At 65.0% G+C, this 21,352-nt stretch carries 22 protein-coding genes; 7 read left to right on the top strand and 15 right to left on the bottom strand.

Features of this window, described 5'->3' with window-relative positions:
• Nucleotides 1-441 precede the first annotated feature (441 nt).
• Nucleotides 442-1,971: an IS21 family transposase gene (gene istA, locus BMF89_RS08520; protein ID WP_171983440.1), complete on the top strand. Its 1,530-nt coding sequence runs from the start codon at nt 442-444 to the stop codon at nt 1,969-1,971.
• Entirely contained in the window at nt 1,968-2,756 is a 789-nt protein-coding gene (gene istB / locus BMF89_RS08515; protein ID WP_078106659.1) for an IS21-like element helper ATPase IstB, read from the top strand. Before istA ends, istB begins: the two co-directional genes overlap by 4 nt.
• Before the next feature lie 329 nt (nt 2,757-3,085).
• Here the strand turns inward: istB and BMF89_RS08505 are convergent, their stop codons facing one another.
• The gene (locus tag BMF89_RS08505; protein WP_171983439.1) at nt 3,086-3,733 is read right to left on the bottom strand and encodes a SatD family protein; all 648 of its coding nucleotides are present in this window, start codon (nt 3,731-3,733) and stop codon (nt 3,086-3,088) included.
• 22 nt (nt 3,734-3,755) lie between these two features.
• Between BMF89_RS08505 and BMF89_RS08500 the strand changes: the two genes are divergently transcribed.
• Together BMF89_RS08500 and BMF89_RS08495 are read left to right on the top strand one after the other, a co-directional pair.
• Complete coding sequence (locus BMF89_RS08500; RefSeq protein ID WP_078106657.1) at nt 3,756-4,358, top strand: DUF1214 domain-containing protein; 603 nt, start codon at nt 3,756-3,758, stop codon at nt 4,356-4,358.
• A 1-nt stretch (nt 4,359) separates the two neighbouring features.
• Nucleotides 4,360-5,013: a DUF1254 domain-containing protein gene (locus BMF89_RS08495; RefSeq protein ID WP_078106656.1), complete on the top strand. Its 654-nt coding sequence runs from the start codon at nt 4,360-4,362 to the stop codon at nt 5,011-5,013.
• Nucleotides 5,014-5,115: 102 nt separating this feature from the next.
• On the opposite strand, the gene BMF89_RS08490 is transcribed toward BMF89_RS08495, so the two are convergent.
• Together BMF89_RS08490 and BMF89_RS08485 are read right to left on the bottom strand one after the other, a co-directional pair.
• Nucleotides 5,116-5,757 (bottom strand): dihydrofolate reductase family protein, encoded by a 642-nt coding sequence (locus BMF89_RS08490; protein WP_078106655.1) that lies wholly within the window; start codon nt 5,755-5,757, stop codon nt 5,116-5,118.
• A gap of 76 nt (nt 5,758-5,833) precedes the next feature.
• Nucleotides 5,834-6,670, bottom strand: a complete 837-nt coding sequence (locus BMF89_RS08485; protein WP_366214765.1) for an isoprenylcysteine carboxylmethyltransferase family protein — start codon at nt 6,668-6,670, stop codon at nt 5,834-5,836.
• Nucleotides 6,671-6,851: 181 nt separating this feature from the next.
• Between BMF89_RS08485 and BMF89_RS08480 the strand changes: the two genes are divergently transcribed.
• The gene (locus BMF89_RS08480) at nt 6,852-7,325 is read left to right on the top strand and encodes a MarR family transcriptional regulator (protein ID WP_078106654.1); all 474 of its coding nucleotides are present in this window, start codon (nt 6,852-6,854) and stop codon (nt 7,323-7,325) included.
• On the opposite strand, the gene BMF89_RS08475 is transcribed toward BMF89_RS08480, so the two are convergent.
• From BMF89_RS08475 to BMF89_RS08430, 10 genes are all read right to left on the bottom strand, one after another.
• Nucleotides 7,322-7,558 carry a hypothetical protein gene (locus BMF89_RS08475; protein WP_078106653.1) on the bottom strand — a complete coding sequence of 79 codons (237 nt, stop codon included), beginning with the start codon at nt 7,556-7,558 and terminating at the stop codon, nt 7,322-7,324. The two genes, BMF89_RS08480 and BMF89_RS08475, sit on opposite strands and share 4 nt — an antisense overlap.
• 198 nt (nt 7,559-7,756) lie before the next feature.
• Nucleotides 7,757-8,557 carry an SRPBCC family protein gene (locus BMF89_RS08470; protein ID WP_078106652.1) on the bottom strand — a complete coding sequence of 267 codons (801 nt, stop codon included), beginning with the start codon at nt 8,555-8,557 and terminating at the stop codon, nt 7,757-7,759.
• Nucleotides 8,558-8,580: 23 nt separating this feature from the next.
• The gene (locus BMF89_RS08465; protein ID WP_078106651.1) at nt 8,581-9,435 is read right to left on the bottom strand and encodes a xanthine dehydrogenase family protein subunit M; all 855 of its coding nucleotides are present in this window, start codon (nt 9,433-9,435) and stop codon (nt 8,581-8,583) included.
• Nucleotides 9,432-11,801 carry a xanthine dehydrogenase family protein molybdopterin-binding subunit gene (locus BMF89_RS08460; RefSeq protein ID WP_078106650.1) on the bottom strand — a complete coding sequence of 790 codons (2,370 nt, stop codon included), beginning with the start codon at nt 11,799-11,801 and terminating at the stop codon, nt 9,432-9,434. Before BMF89_RS08460 ends, BMF89_RS08465 begins: the two co-directional genes overlap by 4 nt.
• On the bottom strand, nt 11,798-12,328 hold the full coding sequence (locus tag BMF89_RS08455; protein ID WP_078106649.1) for a (2Fe-2S)-binding protein: 531 nt from the start codon (nt 12,326-12,328) through the stop codon (nt 11,798-11,800). The genes BMF89_RS08460 and BMF89_RS08455 overlap by 4 nt, the downstream gene beginning before the upstream one ends.
• A gap of 91 nt (nt 12,329-12,419) precedes the next feature.
• Nucleotides 12,420-13,586, bottom strand: coding sequence for an XdhC/CoxI family protein (locus BMF89_RS08450; RefSeq protein ID WP_078106648.1), 1,167 nt, complete (start codon nt 13,584-13,586; stop codon nt 12,420-12,422).
• Nucleotides 13,579-14,736 (bottom strand): VWA domain-containing protein, encoded by a 1,158-nt coding sequence (locus BMF89_RS08445; protein WP_078106647.1) that lies wholly within the window; start codon nt 14,734-14,736, stop codon nt 13,579-13,581. Before BMF89_RS08445 ends, BMF89_RS08450 begins: the two co-directional genes overlap by 8 nt.
• Before the next feature lie 4 nt (nt 14,737-14,740).
• The gene (locus tag BMF89_RS08440; RefSeq protein WP_078106646.1) at nt 14,741-15,637 is read right to left on the bottom strand and encodes a MoxR family ATPase; all 897 of its coding nucleotides are present in this window, start codon (nt 15,635-15,637) and stop codon (nt 14,741-14,743) included.
• 42 nt (nt 15,638-15,679) lie between these two features.
• A complete protein-coding gene (gene moaA / locus BMF89_RS08435) occupies nt 15,680-16,720 on the bottom strand; it encodes a GTP 3',8-cyclase MoaA (RefSeq protein WP_078106645.1) in 1,041 nt (346 codons plus the stop codon).
• A gap of 112 nt (nt 16,721-16,832) precedes the next feature.
• Nucleotides 16,833-17,519, bottom strand: a complete 687-nt coding sequence (locus BMF89_RS08430) for a DUF2848 domain-containing protein (protein ID WP_078106644.1) — start codon at nt 17,517-17,519, stop codon at nt 16,833-16,835.
• 147 nt (nt 17,520-17,666) lie between these two features.
• Between BMF89_RS08430 and BMF89_RS08425 the strand changes: the two genes are divergently transcribed.
• Nucleotides 17,667-19,058 carry an MFS transporter gene (locus BMF89_RS08425; RefSeq protein WP_078106643.1) on the top strand — a complete coding sequence of 464 codons (1,392 nt, stop codon included), beginning with the start codon at nt 17,667-17,669 and terminating at the stop codon, nt 19,056-19,058.
• 57 nt (nt 19,059-19,115) lie between these two features.
• On the opposite strand, the gene BMF89_RS08420 is transcribed toward BMF89_RS08425, so the two are convergent.
• Complete coding sequence (locus BMF89_RS08420) at nt 19,116-19,772, bottom strand: GntR family transcriptional regulator (protein WP_078106642.1); 657 nt, start codon at nt 19,770-19,772, stop codon at nt 19,116-19,118.
• A gap of 32 nt (nt 19,773-19,804) precedes the next feature.
• Between BMF89_RS08420 and BMF89_RS08415 the strand changes: the two genes are divergently transcribed.
• Nucleotides 19,805-20,599 (top strand): carbon-nitrogen hydrolase family protein, encoded by a 795-nt coding sequence (locus BMF89_RS08415; RefSeq protein WP_078106641.1) that lies wholly within the window; start codon nt 19,805-19,807, stop codon nt 20,597-20,599.
• On the opposite strand, the gene BMF89_RS08410 is transcribed toward BMF89_RS08415, so the two are convergent.
• Entirely contained in the window at nt 20,596-21,138 is a 543-nt protein-coding gene (locus BMF89_RS08410) for a DUF2087 domain-containing protein (protein WP_078106640.1), read from the bottom strand. The genes BMF89_RS08415 and BMF89_RS08410 overlap by 4 nt on opposite strands.
• Nucleotides 21,139-21,352 lie beyond the last annotated feature (214 nt).

Raw genomic sequence — 21,352 nt, 5'->3', positions numbered from 1 at the left:
CCGCCACGGGTCAAAACCCTGCCGCGAACGGTCAGTCGGATTTTCCGACTCCGGTCAGTTTAAAGTTGCCGCTTACACAGGGCGATCAGCGAATAGGCATCAACCAAGAAACCTGCTGCTACTCCAGCCGTGCGGTCGTAAGCGGTGATTCCAAAAACAAGGACGAACAGCAGGATGGCCGGCCAAAGCCGGGGAGTAGCGAAACTTGGACTACTTTTAGTGGATCGTGTTGGCGGTTTTGAGGGAGTGTTAGCGGCCATGAAAAACTGCCCGTAGGCGGCCACGAAAATGCCCACTGACGGCCAGGAAGACTGCCCTCTGGTGGCCATGAGATCTGCCCACTTCCTTACTGAACCGACCGCGTCTTAAGCGGTGGGGGCCTCTCCCCGGGGTTTGATGACGGTGTCTAAGCGCACCAAAGTCACCAGGAAGAGGCCCTGTATGAAGTCTGACGGAGAAATCATGGAAATTCTTGCCGCCTACGATCTGACCGGATCGTTGCGCGCAACGGCGGAACTGACGGGCTGTTCCCATCACACTGTTGCCAGGCATGTTGCCGCCCGGGACGCCGGCCGGCCCATTGCCGAGCCCGCTGCCCGGGACCGGGTCACGGATGCGTTCCTGCCCAAGATCGAGGAATGGGTCGACTCGTCCAAGGGCCGGATCCGCGCCGACAAAGCCCACGAGAAGCTGCTCGCCCTGGGCTATGCGGGTTCGGAGCGTTCCACCCGCCGGGCCATTGCCCAGGTCAAGGCCGCGTGGCGGCTGGGACACGTGCGGGTTCACAGGCCCTGGATCACCGAGCCGGGTATGTGGCTGCAGTACGACTTCGGCGACGGGCCGCGCATCGACGGGGTGAAAACCATTCTGTTTGTCGCGTGGCTGGCGTTCTCCCGGTTCCGGATCGTGATCGCGCTGCGGGACCGGACCGCGCCGAGCGTGTTCGCGGCCCTGGACCGGTCCTTCCGGATCCTGGGCGGGGCGCCGACGTATGTCCTGACTGATAACGAGAAGACCGTGACCACCGCCCATGTTGCCGGGGTGCCGGTGCGGAACCAGCAGACCCTGGACTTCGCCCGCCATTACGGGGTCACCGTGCTGACCTGCCAGCCCGCGGATCCGGCTTCGAAAGGCGGAGTCGAAGCGTCAGTGAAACTGGCCAAGGCCGATATTGTCCCCAAAGACATCAACCTGCGCGCCGACTACGCCTCCTTCGCCGAGCTGGAGGCGGCCTGCGAGGCATTCATGGGCGAGGTGAACAACCGTGAGCACCGCACCACCCGGCGCAAACCCGCCGTGATGCTCACCGAGGAAGCACCGAGACTGCACAGGATTCCCGACGCTGCCCACACGGTCGCGTTCGGTCTGGCCCGGACCGTCCCGGAGAACACCCCGATGATCACCTTCGAAAACGCCCAATACTCCGTTCCTGCGCACCTGCTCGGGGCCAGGGTGTTCGTCCGCGCCCATGGCACCGGCCCCGATGAGCAGATCGTCATTGTCCATCACGGCGCAGGTGGTCCCGTTGAGGTCGCACGCCACCACCGGGCCCGACCAGGCAGCCCCGCCATGGCCGATGAGCACTTCCCGGGCAGCAGGACCAGGATCCCAGGTGACTATGCCGTGAAAGCGCGCAGTGCTGGCGAGGCCGAGTTCCTGGCCATCGGCGAAGGTGCCAGGACTTGGCTGCTGGAGGCCGCCGCGGCGGGCACGGCGCGGATGAACGTGAAGATGGCCGAGGCCGTGACCCTGGCCAAGATCGCCGGCACCGTCGAAGTCGATAAGGCCTTGGGCAACGCAGCATTCCACGGACGGTTCGCGCACCGGGATCTGGCCTCGATCCTGAACGCCGCCACGGCCCGCACCGTTACCCACGCGGCAAACGAGAGAACCTCCTTGACCCAGGGAACCGGCGCGTGGGCCGCGATTGGCACGACAACCATGAACACTACGCGGGAGGAAAGCCGATGAGTCCGGTTACGACCACGACCACCACGGCCCCGGCGCTGCCGGCGGAGCTGGAAGCCTTGATGCGGCAATTGAAAATGCCCCATGCCCGGGCCCTGGCTCCGGAACTGATCGCCACCGCCCGCGCCCAGCGCTGGGAACCTGTCGAGGTCATCAAGGCCCTCTTCGCCGAAGAAACCGCCGGCCGGTCCCGGTCGATGCTCGCCACGCGTCGTAAAGCAGCAGGCTTTCCAACCGGCAAGACCTTCCTGGCCTGGGACCCCGCCGTCTCCTCCATCCCCGCCCCGACCCAACAGGCGCTTCGCACCCTGGAATGGATCGCCCGGCGGGAGAACCTCGTCGTCTGCGGACCCTCCGGCACCGGGAAAACGTTCTTCCTCGAAGCCCTCGGCCAGCAAGCCGTCGAAGCCGGCATGCGGGTCGCCTGGTTCCGGCTCGAGGACCTCGGCGCCCTGATCAGGGCGCACCGCACCGACGACAGCGTGACCCGCGCCGTCGCCAGGATTCTCCGCGCCGAACTCGTGGTGATCGATGACATCGGGCTCCTCCCGGTGGCCACGGACGCCGCGGAAGGCCTCTACCGAGTGGTGGACGCAGCCTACGAAAAACGCTCCGTCGCGATCTCTTCGAACCTTCACCCGGCCGGCTTCGACGAACTCATGCCCAAAACCCTTGCCACCGCCACCGTGGACCGGCTCCTGCACCACGCCCACGTCTGCCAAACCAGCGGCGACTCCATCCGCCTCACCCAGGCCCTCGCCGGCAAAGGAGTAACCCGACTGAACTAAACACCCGACGACGATGGCCAATCCCGCCGAACCAATCAGTGGGCAGATCTATTGGCCATCCCCGGGCAGTTTTGGCGGCCACCAGCGGGCACTTTAACTGGCCGCCCGTGGGCAGAAACTAATGGCCATTGACAAGGGAGACATGGCTAGCTTCCAGCCAAAGGCAAGCGCCGCGCACGCGAGAGCAGCCGCTGGGCCTATACCGAACCCAGTAGTCACTAGCACCGATAAGGCCGTCAAGAACAACAACGGGCCTATGAGAGAACGACCAAAGCGGACACAGCCCGCGAGATCCACCAGACCAACCATGAGGAGAAGGGTAGGTCCCATCATTGCAACTGGCCTTTCCGTAGTTTCTGATGCGCGGCCAAGAGCGCCGCTCCCCCCCGAACGTCGAAGACTTTGCGACACCGCGGATTGGGTAACCCCTCCTGATGGGCAAGTTCTGTCTGCGAGTATCCGAGCAGAGTGCCCGCGGTCAGTCGGCGATCACGTGGACGCATCGAACTGATCGATGCGTCGCGGAGCAGAAGAAAGCCCTTGACGAGCGCCACCGTCCCCGATTCGCTTTCATTATTCGACACGAACCAAGAGCGCAGGTAAGGCTCGGTCCCATGCTCGCGGCGATGGGTTTCCTCGATTGCCTCTCGCGCATTCCACCAAGCCGACCCGTCCTGAATTGTGCCGGGAGCCGACTCGTCGACGTTGACCGTTTCGCCGCGTCCCAGGCCGAATCTGCAATCCACGCCTTCGGAAAGCGTGAGGCGCACCAGTGAGGTCGTCAGAAGCGCGTCGCCCAGGGTGAAGAATATGGCTTGGAACTCGTCTCCCACGGTAGGCCAGAGGGAGCGCCGCATGGGGCTCCCAACGTTTGCCTTCTCGAAAGCTTCCCGGATGGAACGCTGCCCGCTCGATCGACCTACGGGGAATTGTGGTTGGTACCCACGGCGTCGCTGCGCCGTAGCACCCAGCCACATAGCGCAGTGGTAGTTTGCGGGTATGGCAAATGCCTTCGCGTGGTTCTCGCAGTCCGGTGTGGTGCAAGGATTGATTCTCGGTGCCGTGCTGGCCTTCTTGACGGCGATCGTCATCATGAATGCCGTGGGCCGGGCGGTCACAACAACCGTCAACGGTTGGAGCGCAATCCGCAAATGCGGCCAGCCCGGCAACGGAGTCCTCGTGCGGGCAGCGTGTGCAAAAGCGTTGCCCGTCGTCAATGTGTTTGAAGAGGCCGCGTACTGGACTGCAACTGTGGATGGTTCAGGACAAGCGCTGAGCGGCAGGCACGGATACGTCCTGCATTTTCCTGCCGGGAAACTTCCGCCGCATGATGCCTTCTGGTCGCTTACTCCGACCGATACCGTCGGCTATATGGTGGACAATCCTACTAATCGCTACAGCGTTGGTAACCGTTCGCCGCTCGCTCAGAACACTGACGGTTCAGTGGATCTCTATCTCCAGCATCACGCTCCGAGCGGGCACGAGCAGAACTGGCTGCCCATTCCGCCAGGGAACTTCAAGCTGATGTTCCGCGTGTATCTGCCTGGCGCGGCAATTCTCGACGGCACGTACCAATTGCCGCTCATTGACAGGGCGCAGTGAGATGAACCGCCTCATCTTGAAATACGGACGTCCCCTTACCGCCGTCATACTGGCGGTCTTCGCCTGGGTCATCTACCGACGGATCGCCAACGGGGACGGGATCATTCCACTCGTCATAGCGGCTGTCATCGTATGGGCGCTGGGCGCACCCGCTTTTATCTACCTCTGGCCGCGGCTCACGGTCAATGGATACAAAAGGGCGATTCTCAAACATGGGTTCGGGGAGGGCCCGATCCCTGTCAACACGCTGTACGCCGTGCCCGGCACCTCGTCCCCGTCGACGGCGACGTCGCGCGGGAGCCTTATGGCAACCGGGGCCGACGACTTGCTCTACGTCGGCGGCTGGCTCGACTTGAGCAAAGGGCCGCAAATCCTGCACGTACCGGACATGTCCGGCCGTTACTTCAGCGTGCAGTTCACCGACCCGTCGAAAAGCACAAATTTTGCCTACGTCGGCAAACGCACCACGGGAACCGAAGCCGGCGACTATGTCCTTAGCGGGCCCGGCTGGAAGGGAACCGTACCGAACGGCATGACGCAGATTTCTTCGCCGACCCACTCCGCGCTCGTTATTGGCCGGGTTTTCGTCGAAAGCGACAGCGATCTTCCAACCGCTTACGCGCTCGCGAAGCAAATACGGCTCGCGCCGCTATAGCAATAGCGTGACCGGCCCAGAAGTACGACGGCGGACGCCTCGCCGTCGATGTTACTCACGCTCAAACGCGAGTAGACGTACTCAGACGATCCCGTGCGTGGGTCATCGGCGGAAGGTGACGTGGATGATGCCGCTTTCGGCGGTCTCTGACGTGACGGTGTAGTCGCTTTCCAGCCCCCGGAGATCGTCCCAGAGCCGTATTCCGCTACCTAGCAGGATCGGTGTGATCCCGACGTGCAGCAGATCGACAAGTCCGGCCTTCAGGTAGTCGCGCACCACGGTAGGACCCCCTCCGATGCGCACATCCTTTTCGCCCGCTGCACTGAGCGCTCGTTCAAGCACCTCTTCGGGGCTGGTATTTACGAAGTGGAAGGTCGTACCGCCGGCCATCGTGATGTCAGGGCGGGGCGTGTGAGTGAGGACAAACACGGGGACGCGGAACGGAGGCTCGTCGCCCCACCAACCCTTCCACTCGGGGTCATCGGGGAAGTTATGGAACCCGAACATGCCGGCACCCATAATTTCAGCTCCGACTCCCTCGAAGTAGGCCGCCGCGTACTTGTCGTCGACGCCGGACGTTCCTTCTCCACTCGTGTCATGTAGGACCCGCTCACGGAACGTGCGGGTGGACGTATATGCGTCAACAAGTCGGCCCCAGTCCGAACCGAACGGATTCTCTGGAGTTGCGTCCGTCGTCGTGGCGAAACCATCCAGCGAGATATTCAGGTCAACTCGAACAGCCATGGTGAAGGTCCCCTCAGATCAGTGGTTGCGTTATGCAATCACCATACTGGTGCTGGGATCACCGTCACGGAAGAGTTCATCGTTTCCGAGAGCGCGGAATCTTCGACACCCGCGGTACCCAGCAGCGCACGGCATCGCGGTATTGCCGGAATTCTTCGCCGAACCGTTCCTCCAAGTCAGCTTCCTCAAGCGGCCTCACAACGTAATTCCACACCAGTGAGCCCGCGACGGCGTAGGCCACCACCAGCCATGATTGCAGGATGACACCGACTGCGGCGCCCTGGAGAATGCCCGCGGCCGCCATTGGATTACGAATCCAGCGATACGGACCTGCCACGACCAGATGGTTGGGCATCACCGACGGCAGCGGCGTGCCGTCTCCGAGCGTCGACATCACGACAGCCGATGAGATGCCAAGGCCGCTGGCCAGTACCAGAACCGCGACACCGACAGGAGCTGAAAACCACGGAAACGGGAGCGCCACCGCCCATCGATGTTCAAGAAGCGTAATCGCAAGGGGAATTACCGCCAGGAAGAACCCCCAGAAGAGGACAATCTGCCCAAAGGTTGAAACCACGTGGGTGACGGCGGTCGATCGGGGGATTGCGGGACGGAACGCGAACGGGCCGCGGATGATCCACTCGGTCGGCACGCGCCCAAGCAAGACAAGGAAAAGCGCGATCAGCGAACCCGCGGTCGCAGCACCCATGCTTAGTACGCCCCACTCCGCTTCGGTTGTGATCGTGGCGTATACCGCCAGTCCGACGGCGACAACACCCGTCCAGCCGGCACTCACTACTGCGGCGCCCTTAATGCCAAACGCCGCCACTGCCGACGCCACGACGAACAACGGAATGTCGAAGACAGCAATCGCAACCGGGTCGAGGTTACCGAGGGTCGCCTCGCGCACCACTTTCGACAGGAAAACAGTGGCCCATCACGAGAGGCCGGCAACATCATTAGCCCCGTCGAAGACAATTTTGGCCTTAGCCTACCGAATTCGAACGCTGCGTCTGCCCACCGGTTGGAGGGGCAACTAGGCCCTGGTACCCCTCCCAACCCCCACAACATCCCCTGCGGCTACAATGAGTCATATGCCGGACATTGAGCGTTGGCCCACCGGACGGTTGCTTTCGACAGCGGCCCGGCTGGTGGAGCACGCTTGGGACGAAAATCTCAGGGAGATCGGCCTCACCCACGCCGGTGTGATCGCCCTCGAGGTTCTTGCCGTCACGGGCCCCATCACTCAGACCGTTCTCGCGCAGATCGTCCGGGTGCAGGCCCAGACCATGGGGCAGACCCTCAGCAGGCTCGAAACCCACGGCCACATCAGCAGGCGTCGAAGTCCCGAGGACCGCAGGGTGCACGTCGTTTCGCTGACCGACGTCGGCAAGGAAGCGCTCGAGCGGGCGGTCGAGTCGGAGCAACAGGTCCTCGCCCAAGTGTCGATCGATACGTCGATGTTCAGGCAGGAATTGAAGGTACTGGTGCGCGAGCTGGCGGGCCGGCAAGCACCTGGGGGAGACAACGCGAGCGCCCCTCTTGCCGCCGCAGCACGGGAAGATTAATCCGAGGAAACGTCGACGGCGGATCGCTCGCTGCGCCCAGGTCCCAGACCGCGCGCAGCCAACTCATCCAGGACCGCGTCGTACCATGACTTGACCCCGAACTCAGGCTTCCCGACGTCGAGCAACCTGAAGAGCGCGTCAGCCAAGAAGTTGAGCTCCGCGACGGACAACTTCGCAAGCCCCTCGACTGGGTCCAGCTCGCCTTCCAAGCATGAGCTGAGCAGCGCGTTCACAGCTCGGCTCCAAGCTTCGGAGCAGCTACGCGAAAAGAGTTGGAAGAGAGGTGATGCGGGCGGGTCATGGGGTCACTCCATGGAAGAATTCCGAGGGCCAGCTGCATAACCCACCTTGATGATATCGACGCCGTGAGGCGCGCGGCAAGAGCGCCGCGCCGCCCGAAAACCACCCTCCACACGGCTTGGATGGCGCGTTCAATCCATCCCGTATCGCCGGACAAGCCAGACCACCAGCGCGAGGACAGCGGCGGCGCAAAGCACAGGGCCGAAACGGCGCACGAGCACCGGCCACACGGCCGAGCCCAGGTCCAATTCCGACGACGGCGCGAACGGCGCAGACAGAGGTGCGGGGGCAGCCGCGGCCGCGGAAACAGGCGCCGCCGGAGGCCCGGCCGTCGGTGTTGCGGGAGCCCCGGCAGCGCGCTCGCCCACTGGTGCAGCAGGCCCGGCCGCAGCCAGCCCGGCTTCGGGCTCCGCGACCTCGTCCCCAGCCGCCCCAGGCTCCGCCGATGCCGCAGCGTTTCCGGCGTCGGGCCCCGTATCACTAGGAGCCCCGCCGCCCGCCTTCCCGATCACGCACTGGACAAACTGCTCCAGCAACTTGTCCGAGATGTCCTGGATGACGCCCCGGCCGAATTGGGCCGGTTTGCCGGTGACGTTCATGTCGGTAGTCACGTCGACGGCGGTGCCGTCGCCGTCGGGCGTCAGCACTGCCGTCACCGTGGCGCCCGCTGTGCCATTGCCGCGCTTGTCCTTGCCCGTGGCCGAAATGACCACCGTATGCGTCTCCTGGTTGCGCTCGAGGAATTCACCGGTGCCGGTGTAGATCATGGCGATCGGGCCGAGCTTGACCTTGACCGTTCCGGTGAACTGCTCGCCGCTCACGGACGTGAGGGTCGCCCCCGGGAAACAGGGTGCGATGTCTTCCAGTTGGTTGAAGGAATGCCAGGTGTCCTCCAGCGAACTGGGAACCACGAAGTGATGTTTGAGTTCCATGTCTCCCTCCCGTCCGTGTTCCGTTAGAGTCCGGCGGCCGCGATGACGGCCCGTTTGGTGAGGACCTCCGCCAGGTGGCGGCGGTAGGCCGCGTCTCCATTGAGGTCGCTGGCGGGATCGCTCGATTCGGCGGCGTGCGCGCTCGCGGTGGCGATCGCTTCCGCTGTCAGCGGGGCGCCCGCGAGGGCCTGTTCGACGGCGGTCGCCCGCAACGGTGTGCTGGCCATGTTGGTCAGGCCGATCCTGGCCTCGGCGATGGTGGCGCCTTCCACCCGGACCATCGCGGCCACGGCGACGATGGACCATTGCTGGGCCACCCTGGTGAACTTCTCATAGTGCGAACCCCAACCGGTGTACTTCGGCACCCGAATATGGGTGAGGATCTCGCCGTCGTCGACGGCGGTGGTGAAGTATCCCTGGAAGAAGTCCGCCGCTGCCACCCGGCGTTCCCCGTTGGGGCCTGCCAGGATGAACGTCGCGTCCGCGGCCAGCACCGGCGCGGGCATGTCGCCCGCCGGGTCGGCATGGACGAGGGCGCCGCCGAACGTGCCGCGGTGGCGGACCTGGGGATCCGCGACCGTGGCCGCGGCCTGGGCCAGCAACGGCACGTGCTCGGCAATGAGCGGGTCGGTGGCGATCTGGTGGTGCGTCGTCATGGCTCCGATCAGCAGTGCATCGCCGTCGTCGCGGACCCCGGACAACTCGCCGATCCGGCCCAAGTCGACCACCATCGCGGGGTCGGCAAGGCGCAGTTTCATTACGGGGATCAGGCTTTGGCCACCGGCCAGCACCTTCACGTCGTCACCGGCGTCGGCCAACACGCCCAACGCCTCCGCTACCGTAGTGGGCGCGGCGTAATCGAATGCGCTCGGAATCATTGCACACCTCCGGTGGTCTTGGCTTCTTCAAGGGCGGCCCACACGCGCGACGGCGTACACGGCATCTTGATGTCCTTCACCCCAAGGTGCCGCACCGCGTCCAGCACACCGTTGACGATGGCGGGCGTCGAGGCGATGGTTCCCGCTTCGCCGACTCCCTTGGCCCCCAACTGGTTGGTGGTGGACGGCGTCTCGGTGCGCGCCGTCGTGAAGTGCGGCAGATCCGGGGCACCAGGCACCAAGTAGTCCACAAACGAGCCCGTGACGAGGGTCCCGGCGTCGTCATGAACGGCCTCCTCATAGAGGGCCTGCGCGATTCCCTGTGCCAAGCCACCGTGGACCTGGCCCTCCACGATCAGCGGATTGACCACCACTCCGACGTCGTCCACGCAAACGTACTTGCGGATGGTGACCTGCCCGGTCTCGGTGTCCACCTCCATCGCGGCCAGGTGGGTGCCGTGCGGGAAGGAGAAATTCTGTGGGTCGAAGGTGGCATCCGAGTCCAGATTGGGTTCAAAACCCTCCGGCAGGTTGTGCGCGGAGAAGGCGGCGAAGGCGATTTCACCGAACGCCGTGGACTGATCAGTACCCTTGACGCTGAACTTGCCGTCCGTGAACTCGATGTCCTCTTCGCTGGCCTCCATCATGTGCGCTGCCATGACCTTGGCCTTCTCGATCACCTTGTCCGCAGCGGCCAACACCGCCATGCCGCCGACGGTCAGTGATCGGGAGCCGTAAGTGTCCAGGCCCCGCTGCGAGGTCTGGGTGTCCCCATGCAGCACTTCGACATTTTCGAACGGCACTCCGAGCCTGTCCGCCACGAGCTGGCTCCACGCGGTTTCGTGTCCCTGGCCGTGGGCAGAGGATCCCGTGACCACTTCGACGTTGCCGGTGGGCAGCACCCGCACTTGGGCATGCTCCCAGCCGCCGGCGGCGTAACTGAGCGCGCCGAGTATCCGGGAAGGAGCCAGGCCGCACATTTCGGTGAACGTGGAGATGCCGATGCCGAGTTGCACGGGATCGTTGGCTTCGCGGCGCCGTACTTGCTCGGCACGGAGCTCGTCATAGCCAAAGAGCTCCACGGCCTTCGCGGTGGCCGCCTCGTAGTTTCCGCTGTCATATTCCAGCCCGGCGACGGTGGTGAAGGGGAATTCCTCGTGCTTGATCCAGTTCTTCTTCCGTACCTCCAGGGGATCCATGCCGAGCTCGACGGCGAGTTCATCCATCAAGCGCTCGATGGCGAAGGTTGCTTCCGGTCGGCCCGCGCCGCGGTAGGCATCGGTCCACGCCTTGTTGGTGAACAGGTTGGTGCATTCGAACCGGTAGGCCGGGAACTTGTAGATGGAGTTGTACATGAAGGCGCCCAGGATGGGAACCCCGGAAGTGACCAGGCCCAGATAGGCGCCCATGTCAGCCAGCAGGTGCACGTCCAGTCCCGTGACGATCCCGTCCTTGGTGGCCGCGAGCTTCACCTTCTGCACTTGGGCGCGGCCGTGGTGGGCCGCCATGAGGGACTCGCTGCGGGTCTCGGTGTACTTGCATGGTTTGCCGGTGTGCCGGGCGGCAAGAACCGTGATGGCTTCCTCCGGGGTCACCTGCAGTTTTCCGCCGAAGCCGCCGCCGACGTCGGGGGCGATCACGCGAACTTTGCTTTCCGGAATGCTGAGCGTCAGCGCCAGCATGAGCCGAAGAATATGCGGTATTTGCGTGGCCGACCACACGGTGATCTGTTCGCCCGTCGGGTCTACTACCGTCGATCGGGGCTCCATGAAGGCCGGGATCAGCCGCTGCTGGTAGAACGTACGCTCAATGAGGACTTCCGCGCCCTCGAGCGCCTCGCTGATCGCTTTGCCCGTGCCGGCCTCGCCTGAGTCAAAGATCCAGGTTGCCGATTTGTTGGTGCCCAGGTCCGGGTGGGCCAGCACCTCGTCCTTCAACGCCTCTTCCAGGTCCAGGACGACGGGCAACTCCTCATAGCTGACATCGACCAGTTCGACGGCGTCGCGGGCCGCTGCGGCGCTGCGGGCAATAATGCACGCAACGACTTCGCCGGCAAAAGCGACCGCGTCGACGGCGATCGCCGGGTGGGCTGGAGCTTTTTGCTCGGGCGTTATCGGCCAGGCGTTGGGCAGGCTGCCCTGTTCCGCGGCCACGTCGGCTCCGGTGAGCACGGCGACGACTCCGGGAGATGACTTCGCGGCGGAGGTGTCGATCGAGGTGATCTTGGCGTGGGCGAACGGGCTGCGGGCCATGGCCACATGGAGCATGCCGGGCAGCGTCATGTTGTCGGTGTACCTCGAGCGTCCGGTGATGAGGTGGGCATCTTCCTTGCGGAGGCGGGCCCTGCCGACTTCGGTGATGGTCATGCCACACCTGCCGTTTCCGCTTCATCGCTGTCAGCGGATACTGTGCCGTCTGCCGAAACCGTGCCGTCAGCCGCGGCCTGCACCGCGGCAACAATGTTCTGGTACCCGGTGCACCGGCAGAGGTTCCCCTCGAGGCCGTCCCGGATTTCCTGTTCGGTGGGGTGCGGGTTTTCGGCGAGGAGGGATGCCGATTGCATGATCATGCCTGGCGTGCAGAAGCCGCATTGCAGCGCATGGCATTCGTGGAAGGCTTGCTGGAGAGGGGCGAGTTTTCCGTCCCGGGCCAGGCCTTCGATGGTGGTGACGCTGTGGCCGTCTGCCTGAACCGCGAACATGGTGCAGGATTTGACGCTGACTCCGTCCAGATGGACGGTGCAGGCGCCGCAGTTGGTAGTGTCGCAGCCGATCAATGTGCCGGTCTTGCCAAGCCGTTCGCGCAGGTACTGGACCAGCAGCAATCGTGGCTCGACATCGTCTATGTAGCTCACATCATCGACTTCGACGGTGATCGTCTTGGAACTCGCCATGGGGATCTCCTGTCGCGTTGGACGACGGGCACGACTGCTCGGCATCCAGTCCTGATGTGACACAGGTTACTCCTCGGAGAACGCGAATGCCCTAGCCCGGCTTGAGTTCGTACCCCGCATCCTCGTGGTCCGCTTCAACCGTGGGTTCGTGGTGGATCCGGGCCTCCATGGTGCTCAATCGTCCGCCGCCGCCACCCCAGTGCAACGCAATGATTTCGGCGGCGATGGAGACGGCCGTTTCTTCGGGGGTGCGGGATCCCAGGTCCAGGCCGATCGGGCTGGAGAGCCTGGCCAATTCGGCCTCACTCAAGCCGGCTTCGCGCAGCCGTTCCAGCCGGTCGTGGTGCGTGCGCCGGGATCCCATCGCGCCCACGTAGGCCACGTTGTGGCGCAGTGCCAGCTCCAGGAGCGGAACGTCGAATTTTGGATCATGCGTCAACACGCAGATCACCGTGCGTTCATCCACTTGGCCGGCAGCGATCTGCGCCTGCAGGTAGCGGTGCGGCCATTCCACCACTACTTCGTCGGCCTGCGGGAACCGGGCAGCCGTTGCGAAAACCGCGCGGGCGTCGCAGACCGTGACCCGATAGCCCAGGAAAGTGCCTTGTTTCGCGACGGCGGCAGCGAAGTCGATCGCACCGAACACCAGCATCCGCGGCTGCGGGGCGAAACTGAGGGCGAAAACGCGCATGCCCTCGCCGCGGCGCTGCCCGTCCGGCCCGTACATGAGGGTGGCGTTGCGGCCTGCGGCCAGCAGGCCCTGGACATCGTCGGATACCGCGTGGTCGGCACGCTCGCTGCCGAGGGAGCCGACGAACCCCTCCGGGCGGACCACCAAATGGCGGCCCAGCCACGCCGGATCGGGGTGTTCGATCACGGTGACGATGGCAACCGGGCGGCCTGCACCGACGTCGTCCGCTACTTGCGGCAATTCCGGGAAGAGCTCAGTGGAAAGCGGTTCCACAAAAATATCCAGGATCCCGCCGCAGGTGAGGCCGACCTCGAACGCGGCGTCGTCACTGATGCCGTAGCGCTGCAGCACCGGCTTGCCGGACTCGACCACCTTGGTGGCCAGTTCGTAGAGCGCTCCTTCGACGCACCCGCCGGACACCGAGCCCACCGCACTGCCGTCGGCGTCGACCATCATGGCGGCTCCGGCCGGCCGCGGTGCGGAGCGGAAGGTGCGCACCACCGTTCCGAGTCCTACTGTGTGGCCGGCCGCCATGGCTGCGACCAGATCGTCCAAGACTTCACGCATTGGCAACCACGTCCAACAACTCCTCGAAACTCTGCATTGAGTGCCCCCCTATAAAGAAGTCAACGTGCGGCAGGACCGCCCTGATTCCCCGCTGCAGCGGCTGATATCCCGCTTTGCCGCGGTGCGGATTGGACCAAATGATCCGCCGCGCCAGATGGTGCAGCCGTTCGACCTGCCGTCCCAGCAGTGCGGGGTCGCCCCGCTCCCAGCCATCGCTGGCAATCACGACGACGGCGCCGCGCACCATCACGCGCTGCCCCCAGCGGTCGTTGAACGCCCGCAGCACCTCTCCAAGCCGGGTCCCCCCGGACCAATCGGGGACGGCGCGGCCAGCGAAGGCCAAGGCATTGTCCGGGTCGGGAACCCGCAGTGCGCCCGTCACGCGGGTCAGTCGGGTACCGAGCGTAAACACCTCCACTTGGCGCGGGGCGGCTTCCACGACCCGGTGGGCCAAGCGCAGCAGGCTGTCCGCGTAAGGTGCCATCGAACCCGAGACGTCGATCAACCAGACCATCCGGCGGGGTTTGCGCGGAGCCCGGGCACGGCGCAGCGGTCCGGGTTCCCCGCCGCGGCGCAGTTGGTCGCGCAGGGTCCGCACGCGGTCCACGTCGCCGTGCCGGTCGAGGTGCTTGCGCCTGGTCTGGCGGGTGGGCAGGCGTACCGGTAGTTCCTCGAACATCCGGCGCAGCAGGGCCCGCTCGGCGTCGTCCAGGACGGCGACATCGCGGTGCCGCAGCAGCTCACGGCGGCTGGCGAGCGCCCGCAACTGTTCGCGCCTACCTTCCGGCCCGCCGTCGTCGTTGTCCAAAGACGCGGCGCTGACGGCCGTCGCGGAGTTTTCCAGGCGTTCGGCGGCGGAATGTTCCACGGCGAACCAGGCCTCAAACGTCCGCTGGTAGGCGGGCAGGTCCTCCGGCGAGGCGCACAAGGTGGCGCGGCCGGCCCAGAAGACGTCCGAACGGCGATCCAGGGCGAGCCTGCCGACGGCGTCGACGAAGCTGAGCGAGCGGTCCGCGGTCACTTTCACGCCGGCCGCACGCACGGCGGCAGCGAAGGCCAACAGGATCTCTTCGGCGCTGTGGCCCGTGCCCGTGTCTGGGCTGTGGCCTGGGCTGTGCCCTCCCGGGGTGATCTGTCCTGCCGGCGGCATGCGCTCAGCCGAGCATCCGGGCCAGGGCCGCCGAGACCCGCTCGGTGTCCTCGCGGTACTTGCACAGCGCGCCGATGCTGGCCGCCGCCGAGGCCAAGTCAAGCTCAGCCCGGCCTAGCTGGTGCAGCGCGCGGGCCCAGTCCAGGGTCTCGGCAACGCCCGGAGGCTTGAGCACGTCGTCGGTGACCCGGATCTGCTGGACCGCGCGAACCACCTGCTCGGCAAGGAGCTCGGGCACCTGGGGGAGCCGGGTCCGCACAATCTCCACTTCGCGGGCCAGCCCTGGGTGGTCGATCCAGTGGTAGAGGCAGCGGCGTTTGAGCGCATCGTGCAGGTCCCGGGTCCGGTTGGAGGTGAGCACCACGATCGGCGGGGTGTCGGCCTTGACGGTGCCGAACTCGGGGATGGAGACCTGGTAGGTGGAGAGCACCTCCAGCAGGAACGCCTCGAACTCGTCGTCGGCCCGGTCGATTTCATCGATGAGCAGCACGGCCGGGCTTTGCTGCAGCGCCTTGAGGATGGGGCGGGCCAGCAGGAACCGTTTGTCGTACAGCGAACTTTCCAGTTCGGCCACGCTCAGGCGCGTGCCCATTCCCGAGCCGCCGCTGGCCTCCACGCTGCGCAGATGCAGGATCTGGGCAGTGAAGTCCCAGTCATACAGCGCCTGCGACGCGTCGATTCCCTCGTAGCACTGCAAACGGATCAGCGGCAGCCCGAACCCTTCCGCCAGCGCTTCGGCGAGGGAGGTCTTGCCGGTGCCCGGTTCGCCTTCCAGCAGCAGCGGCCGTTCCATGCTCAGGGCGAGGTAGCCGATGGTGGCCAGGCCGTCGTCGGCGAGGTAGCCGGTGGCGGCCAGCATTTCGGCCAGCGCTGTCGCGGAGCTGATCGACGTCTGCGTCATGGCACCAGCATAGGGTCACCGGCAGGGCTCCGGCCCGTTCGGCTACCCGCCGATGTACGACATCTCGATCTTGTGCGCCGCTGCGGGGTCTTTAGGCGTGTGCGAACTGCGCAGTTCCGAGTAGCGGTCAGTGCGGCCGCCCCACAGTGCGGACAACGCCGTCGAAAGCTCGACGTCGGACGCGCCGTCTCTCAGGAGTGCCCTCAGGTCCGTCCCGGCTGTGGCGAAGAGGCACGTGAACAGCTTCCCGTCGGCCGAGAGCCGGGCCCGCGTGCAGCCGCGGCAAAAGGCTTGGGTCACGCTGGAAATGACACCGATTTCGCCGCTGCCGTCCGCGTAGCGCCAGCGATCCGAGGTCTCGCCGGGGTAGTTCGGCGCCACGGGCTCCAGCGGGAACTCCGCGCCGATGCGGGCCAGGATCTCGGCGGAGGGGACCACTTGATCCATTTTCCAGCCATTGGACGCACCCACGTCCATGTACTCGATGAACCGCAGGATGAACCCGGACCCCTTGAAGTGGCGAGCCATGGGAAGGATGTCCTGGTCATTCGTCCCGCGCTTGACCACCATGTTGATCTTCACCGGCCCGAGTCCCGCGGCCTGGGCAACCTCCGCGGCGTGCAGGACCCTGGCCACGGGATAGCCGACGTCGTTCATGGCCTGGAAGGTCTCCTCCCGGAGGGAGTCCAGCGAGACCGTCACCCGGTTCAGCCCGGCATCCTTGAGGGCCTGTGCCTTCTGCGCCAGGACCGAGCCGTTCGTGGTCATGGCCAGGTCCGGTGCCAGCCCGTCGGGAGTGCGCAGCCGGGCCAGCATCCGGACCAGTTCCTCGATGTCCTTCCGCAGCAGGGGTTCCCCGCCGGTCAGCCGGATCTTCCGTACACCGTGTCCCACCGCGATCGACGCCAGCCTGGTGATTTCCTCAAAGGTCAGCAGCTGGTCCCGGGGCATGAAAACGAAGTCGCGCCCGAAGATCTCCTTGGGCATGCAGTAGACGCAGCGGAAATTGCATCGGTCCGTGACGGATATCCGCAGGTCCCGCAGGGGCCGGTGGAAGGTGTCGGTGATGGAATTGGCGTCCATGCAGCGCCCTCTCAACGCGGTAGTAGTGCCAACCGCTTGTGCCTCTCCCAGCGTAAGCCCGGCCCCCGGCGCCCACAATGGAGATTCGGGTAGGACGACGGCGGAACCGGGCTCAGCCGATGGGCTCCGCCATCTTCTCCACAACATACTGGGCGTCCACCGAGGTGCCGGTCACCGGGTCCGTCATTTCCACCTTCCAGCTGCGGGCAAACTGGTCAACCCCCTGTTTCATCGCAACCGTTCCTGAAATGAGGACCGTGCCCGGCTGGTTCAGGCCACGCTCCGCCAGGACCCCCAGCCAGTAGTCGGGGCTGAGGAGCGCCTCGAGCGAACTGTCCTGGATCAGGGTGTCCGGAGTTTCGCCGTCGCCTACCCAGCCCTTGAGCGTGATGTTGTCCAAATGGTCACGGACGTCATCCAGGCGCCAGGCCTTGCGACCCAACACGTCCGGGCTGGCGTTCTTGCTCCATGCCACGCCATGGACTTCGAGTTCGCGGTCCGTATGATCGCACGCCACTGTCAGGAGCACGTCCTCCTCCGTGATCACGAGCGCCCACTCCGCTTCGCCCGAGGTCCTGCCGTGCTGCACGCGGACTTCGGAAACCTGCTGCGCCAGGTATGGCGACACGGGGTACAGGGCCGGCGTAGTTGCGGGACCGGGAACGCCGAGTTCGGCCAGCTCGGCGATGTGGGCCTGCACTTCTTCCTGTTCGCGCCCTGCGTAGCCGGCGTTCAGGAGGTGCTTGACCTGGACATTCCGCGTGGTGCCATCGGGAAGTTCAAAGCTCAGAGTCGTCATTTTCTGTCCATCCTTTGCGTGTCCTGCTGGAGAAATTTTTCAAACCGGAAACCGGAAACAGTCGCCAATGTACAACCAGTATGCGTAATGTATACATTTAACGCCAGTGTGGCAGGCGTCACCGTAAACTTCTCGTGGAGGAAACCCATGGCCAACGTTCCAGTTCCGGCTTCCGGCGCAGCGCCGCGTCCGGGAAAGCCGATGCATCCCAAAGGCCTGTACAAGGCCTTTGCCGCAAGTCTCACCGGCACCGCGCTCGAGTGGTACGACTTTGCCGTCTACTCCGCCGCGGCCGCCGTCGTGTTCCCCCTTGTCTTTTTTCCGTCATCGGACCCCTTGACCGGGACCATCCTGGCGTTCTCGACGTACGCCGTGGGCTACGTGTCCCGACCGGTGGGTGGCATCATTTTCGGCCGGCTTGGTGACCGTATCGGCCGTAAGAAAGTCCTGGTGACGACGCTGATGATCATCGGCGTTGCCACGGTGCTGATCGGGGCGCTACCGGGCTATGGCAGCATCGGGATTTCGGCCCCGATCATCCTGGTGTTGCTGCGCTTTGCCCAGGGCGTGGGCGTGGGCGGCGAATGGGGCGGCGCAGTGCTGCTCTCCAGCGAATACGGCGATCCCCAGCGGCGCGGCTTCTGGGCTTCGGCGGCCCAGGTCGGACCGCCGGCCGGCAACCTCCTGGCCAACGGCATCCTGGCCGTCCTGACTGTTACCCTCAGCGAAGCGCAGTTCATCAGCTTCGGCTGGCGCATCGCCTTCCTGGTCTCAGCCGTGCTGGTGGGCTTCGGTCTCTGGATTCGGCTCAAGCTTGAAGACACCCCGATTTTCAAGGCCATCGAGGCGCACGGTGAGCAGTCCAACGCTCCGGTCCGCGAAGTCTTCAGCAAGGAACTCCGGCCGCTCGTCGCTGCCACCCTGTGCCGGGTGGGCCCGGACGTGCTGTACGCCTTGTTCACAGTCTTCACCCTGAGCTACGGAATCCAGACGCTTGGCTATGACCGCAGCCAGGTCCTCACCGCCGTGTTGATCGGCTCCGCATTCCAGCTCTTCATGATCCCGCTGGCGGGTGCCGTCTCCGACCGCTTCAACCGGCGCCTCGTCTACGGCATCGCGGCAGTGATCGGAGCCGTGTGGACTTTCGTCTTCTTCGGCATCCTGGGCGGGCACAGCGAGCCGCTGCTGATCGTGGGAATTGTCCTGGGCCTCATGGCGCACTCCTTCATGTACGGACCGCAGGCTGCCTTCATCGTGGAACAGTTCTCCCCAAGGCTGCGGTCCACTGGAAGTTCGCTGGCCTATACCTTCGCCGGCGTGATCGGGGGCGCCATCGCCCCCTTGATGTTCACGCTGCTGCTGTCCCAGTTCGGCACCTGGATTCCGGTTGCCATCTATGTGGCCGTGGCCGCCGTCGTCACCGTCGTGGGATTGGCGCTCGGCCGGGACTCCGACACTGTGGAGGATGAGGACTACCGCCTGCTGCTCGAAGGATCGGCGGCGGCAAGCCAGCGGTCCGCGGCCGCTGAAACCCGCTGACTCTCGGGAGAAGTCGTGAGCATCTCGGCGAGCAGCGCTCGGCAGCCAGAAACTGCCTCAAGTGCGGAGCAGGATGTCCCGGGTCACCGCAAGGTGATGGTCAATGGCTTTCTGGGCCTTCGCCGCGTCGCCGGACATCAGGGCGTCGAGAATGTCCTGGTGTTCGGCGCACACCTGCTCGCGCCGGCCTCCGGTACGGAACAGCGCGGAGACGCCTACCAGGATCTGCCGGACGTGGAGCTTGCTGTACGTCCGGGAGATCAGCTCGTTGCCCGCCGCGTCGATGAGCTGCTGGTGGAACAGCGTGTCCAGGCGGATAAACTCACGGGCCGCTTCCGGGCTCAGTTCCTCGGGAAGCTTGGCCTGCTGGTCAAGGGTTTCCTGCATCGTCCCGGCGGGGATCCGGCCTTGCTCGATGACCAGCCGGGCAGCGTGGCTTTCAAGGATCCCGCGCAGTTCCATCAATTCGGACATTTCCCGGCCGGTCACCGGGGGAACGTAGGCCCCGCGCTGGGGAATCAGTTCCACCAAGCCGTCGGAGACGAGCAGCAGGAGCGCCTCACGTACCGGCGTACGCGAGACGCCGATTTCCGCGGCGAGTTCCTGCTCGTTCAGGAACTTCCCCTGGACTTCGGGGTCGATCAGGATATTTTCACGCAGGTACGCGTACGCCTTCTCGCGGCCGGACGCCGCAGTCCCCGAACTTTTTCGCATACATCATGTATACAACAATTTGGAGTAAATTCATGCGTTTAGCCGTGGCACAAATCATCACGGGAGCCGATCCGGCTGCCAACCTGGAACTGATCCGAGAATACGCCACCCGCGCCAAAGCCGCCGGAGCCGAACTCGTGGTCTTCCCCGAAGCAGCGATGCGCGCCTTCGGCAACAGCCTGGCGGACGTCGCCGAACCGTTGGACGGACCATGGGCCACAGCGGTCCGCGGCCTTGCGCGGGAGCTGGACATCGCCGTCGTGGTGGGAATGTTCACTCCGGGCGAGGGCGGCCGGGTCCGGAACACCCTTTTGGTCACCGGCCCAGGGGTGGACACGTCCTACGACAAGATCCACCTCTTTGACGCATTCGGCTTCGCGGAGTCCGATTCGGTCGACGCCGGGACGTCGCCCGTAACCTTCGAACTCAACGGCACCGTGTTCGGCCTTGCCACGTGTTACGACGTTCGATTCCCAGCGCTCTTCACCGCCAACGCCCGGGCAGGAGCGCAGGTCAACATCGTCTGCGCCTCTTGGGGCGCCGGCGAGGGCAAGGCCGAGCAGTGGGAGCTGCTGGTGCGGGCCCGCGCAGTGGACAGCACCACCTTCGTGGTGGCGTGCGGCCAAGGCAATCCCGCCAGTGTCGGCCTGCCTGCCACCGCCACGGCGCCCACCGGTATTGGGCACAGTGCTGTGATCTCGCCGTTGGGTACCGTGATGGTGGCCCTCGGTGAAAACCCGGAACTCGCCGTCGTCGACGTCGATCCGGCTGTTGTGGGGGGAGTCCGGGGCAAGCTTCCGGTCCTGGCGAATGCCCGGGAACTTTAGGGGCCGCCGTCGGCGTCTTCTTTGAGGGCCAGCCAGTAGGCCGAGCCGTCGGGCATGCGTCTCACGATGCCGGCGTCCACGAGGTAACGCCGGAGCATGGGCACGTCTCCAGTGAACCGGGCAAGGCGTTCGTTGAGCTCCCGTTCCGCCATGCGCTCGCCGGTGTCCAGGATGCGCGTCGCTACCCATGCGAGGAGCCTGAGGCGGTCTGCCTCCCGCGCAGGATAGCGGTCGATGCGGCCATCCGCCGTCAAGAAGCGCTCGACGCCGGACGGGCTGGGTGCAGACGAGAGGCCCGCCAGCGCGTCCCGGAAGGCGTGCTCGCGGATGCGGTAGCGGACACCGCCTTCGGTCTCGACCGCCTCGACCAGCCCCGCCTGGTTCAGGAGCGTGAGCGCCCGTTCGAGTTTTGCCGGCGAGAGCGAGCTGCCCGGGGTTCCGCCGACGCCGATCTCCGCGAAGACTCTCCGGGCTTGGGCGTTTGCCAGCGCCGCGAGGAGGCGCCGCGCATCCGGCGTCGTCGATGATTCGCTCCCCATTGGCCCAGCATAGGCACAAATGGACGCTGGGCGGATGGGGCAATCGGGCAGGTTATCCGCGGACTCGCCGCCCTCCCGCAGTTCTCACAGGAGGGCGGCGCGCCGTCCTGACCTTCTTTCGTTTCGGAAAGCGCTTGCGACACGGCGAGTCGTGTCATCTCAGGGCTTTCGCATGGCAAACAAGGTCAGGACGGACAGGCCGAGCGGCTCTTCG

The sequence above is a fragment of the Arthrobacter sp. SRS-W-1-2016 genome, from assembly GCF_002009585.1.
GTDB classification, from domain to species: Bacteria; Actinomycetota; Actinomycetes; order Actinomycetales; family Micrococcaceae; genus Arthrobacter; species Arthrobacter bambusae_A.
Note: the sequence above shows the minus strand (reverse complement) of the source record. Positions and strands in the feature narration are given on the sequence as shown.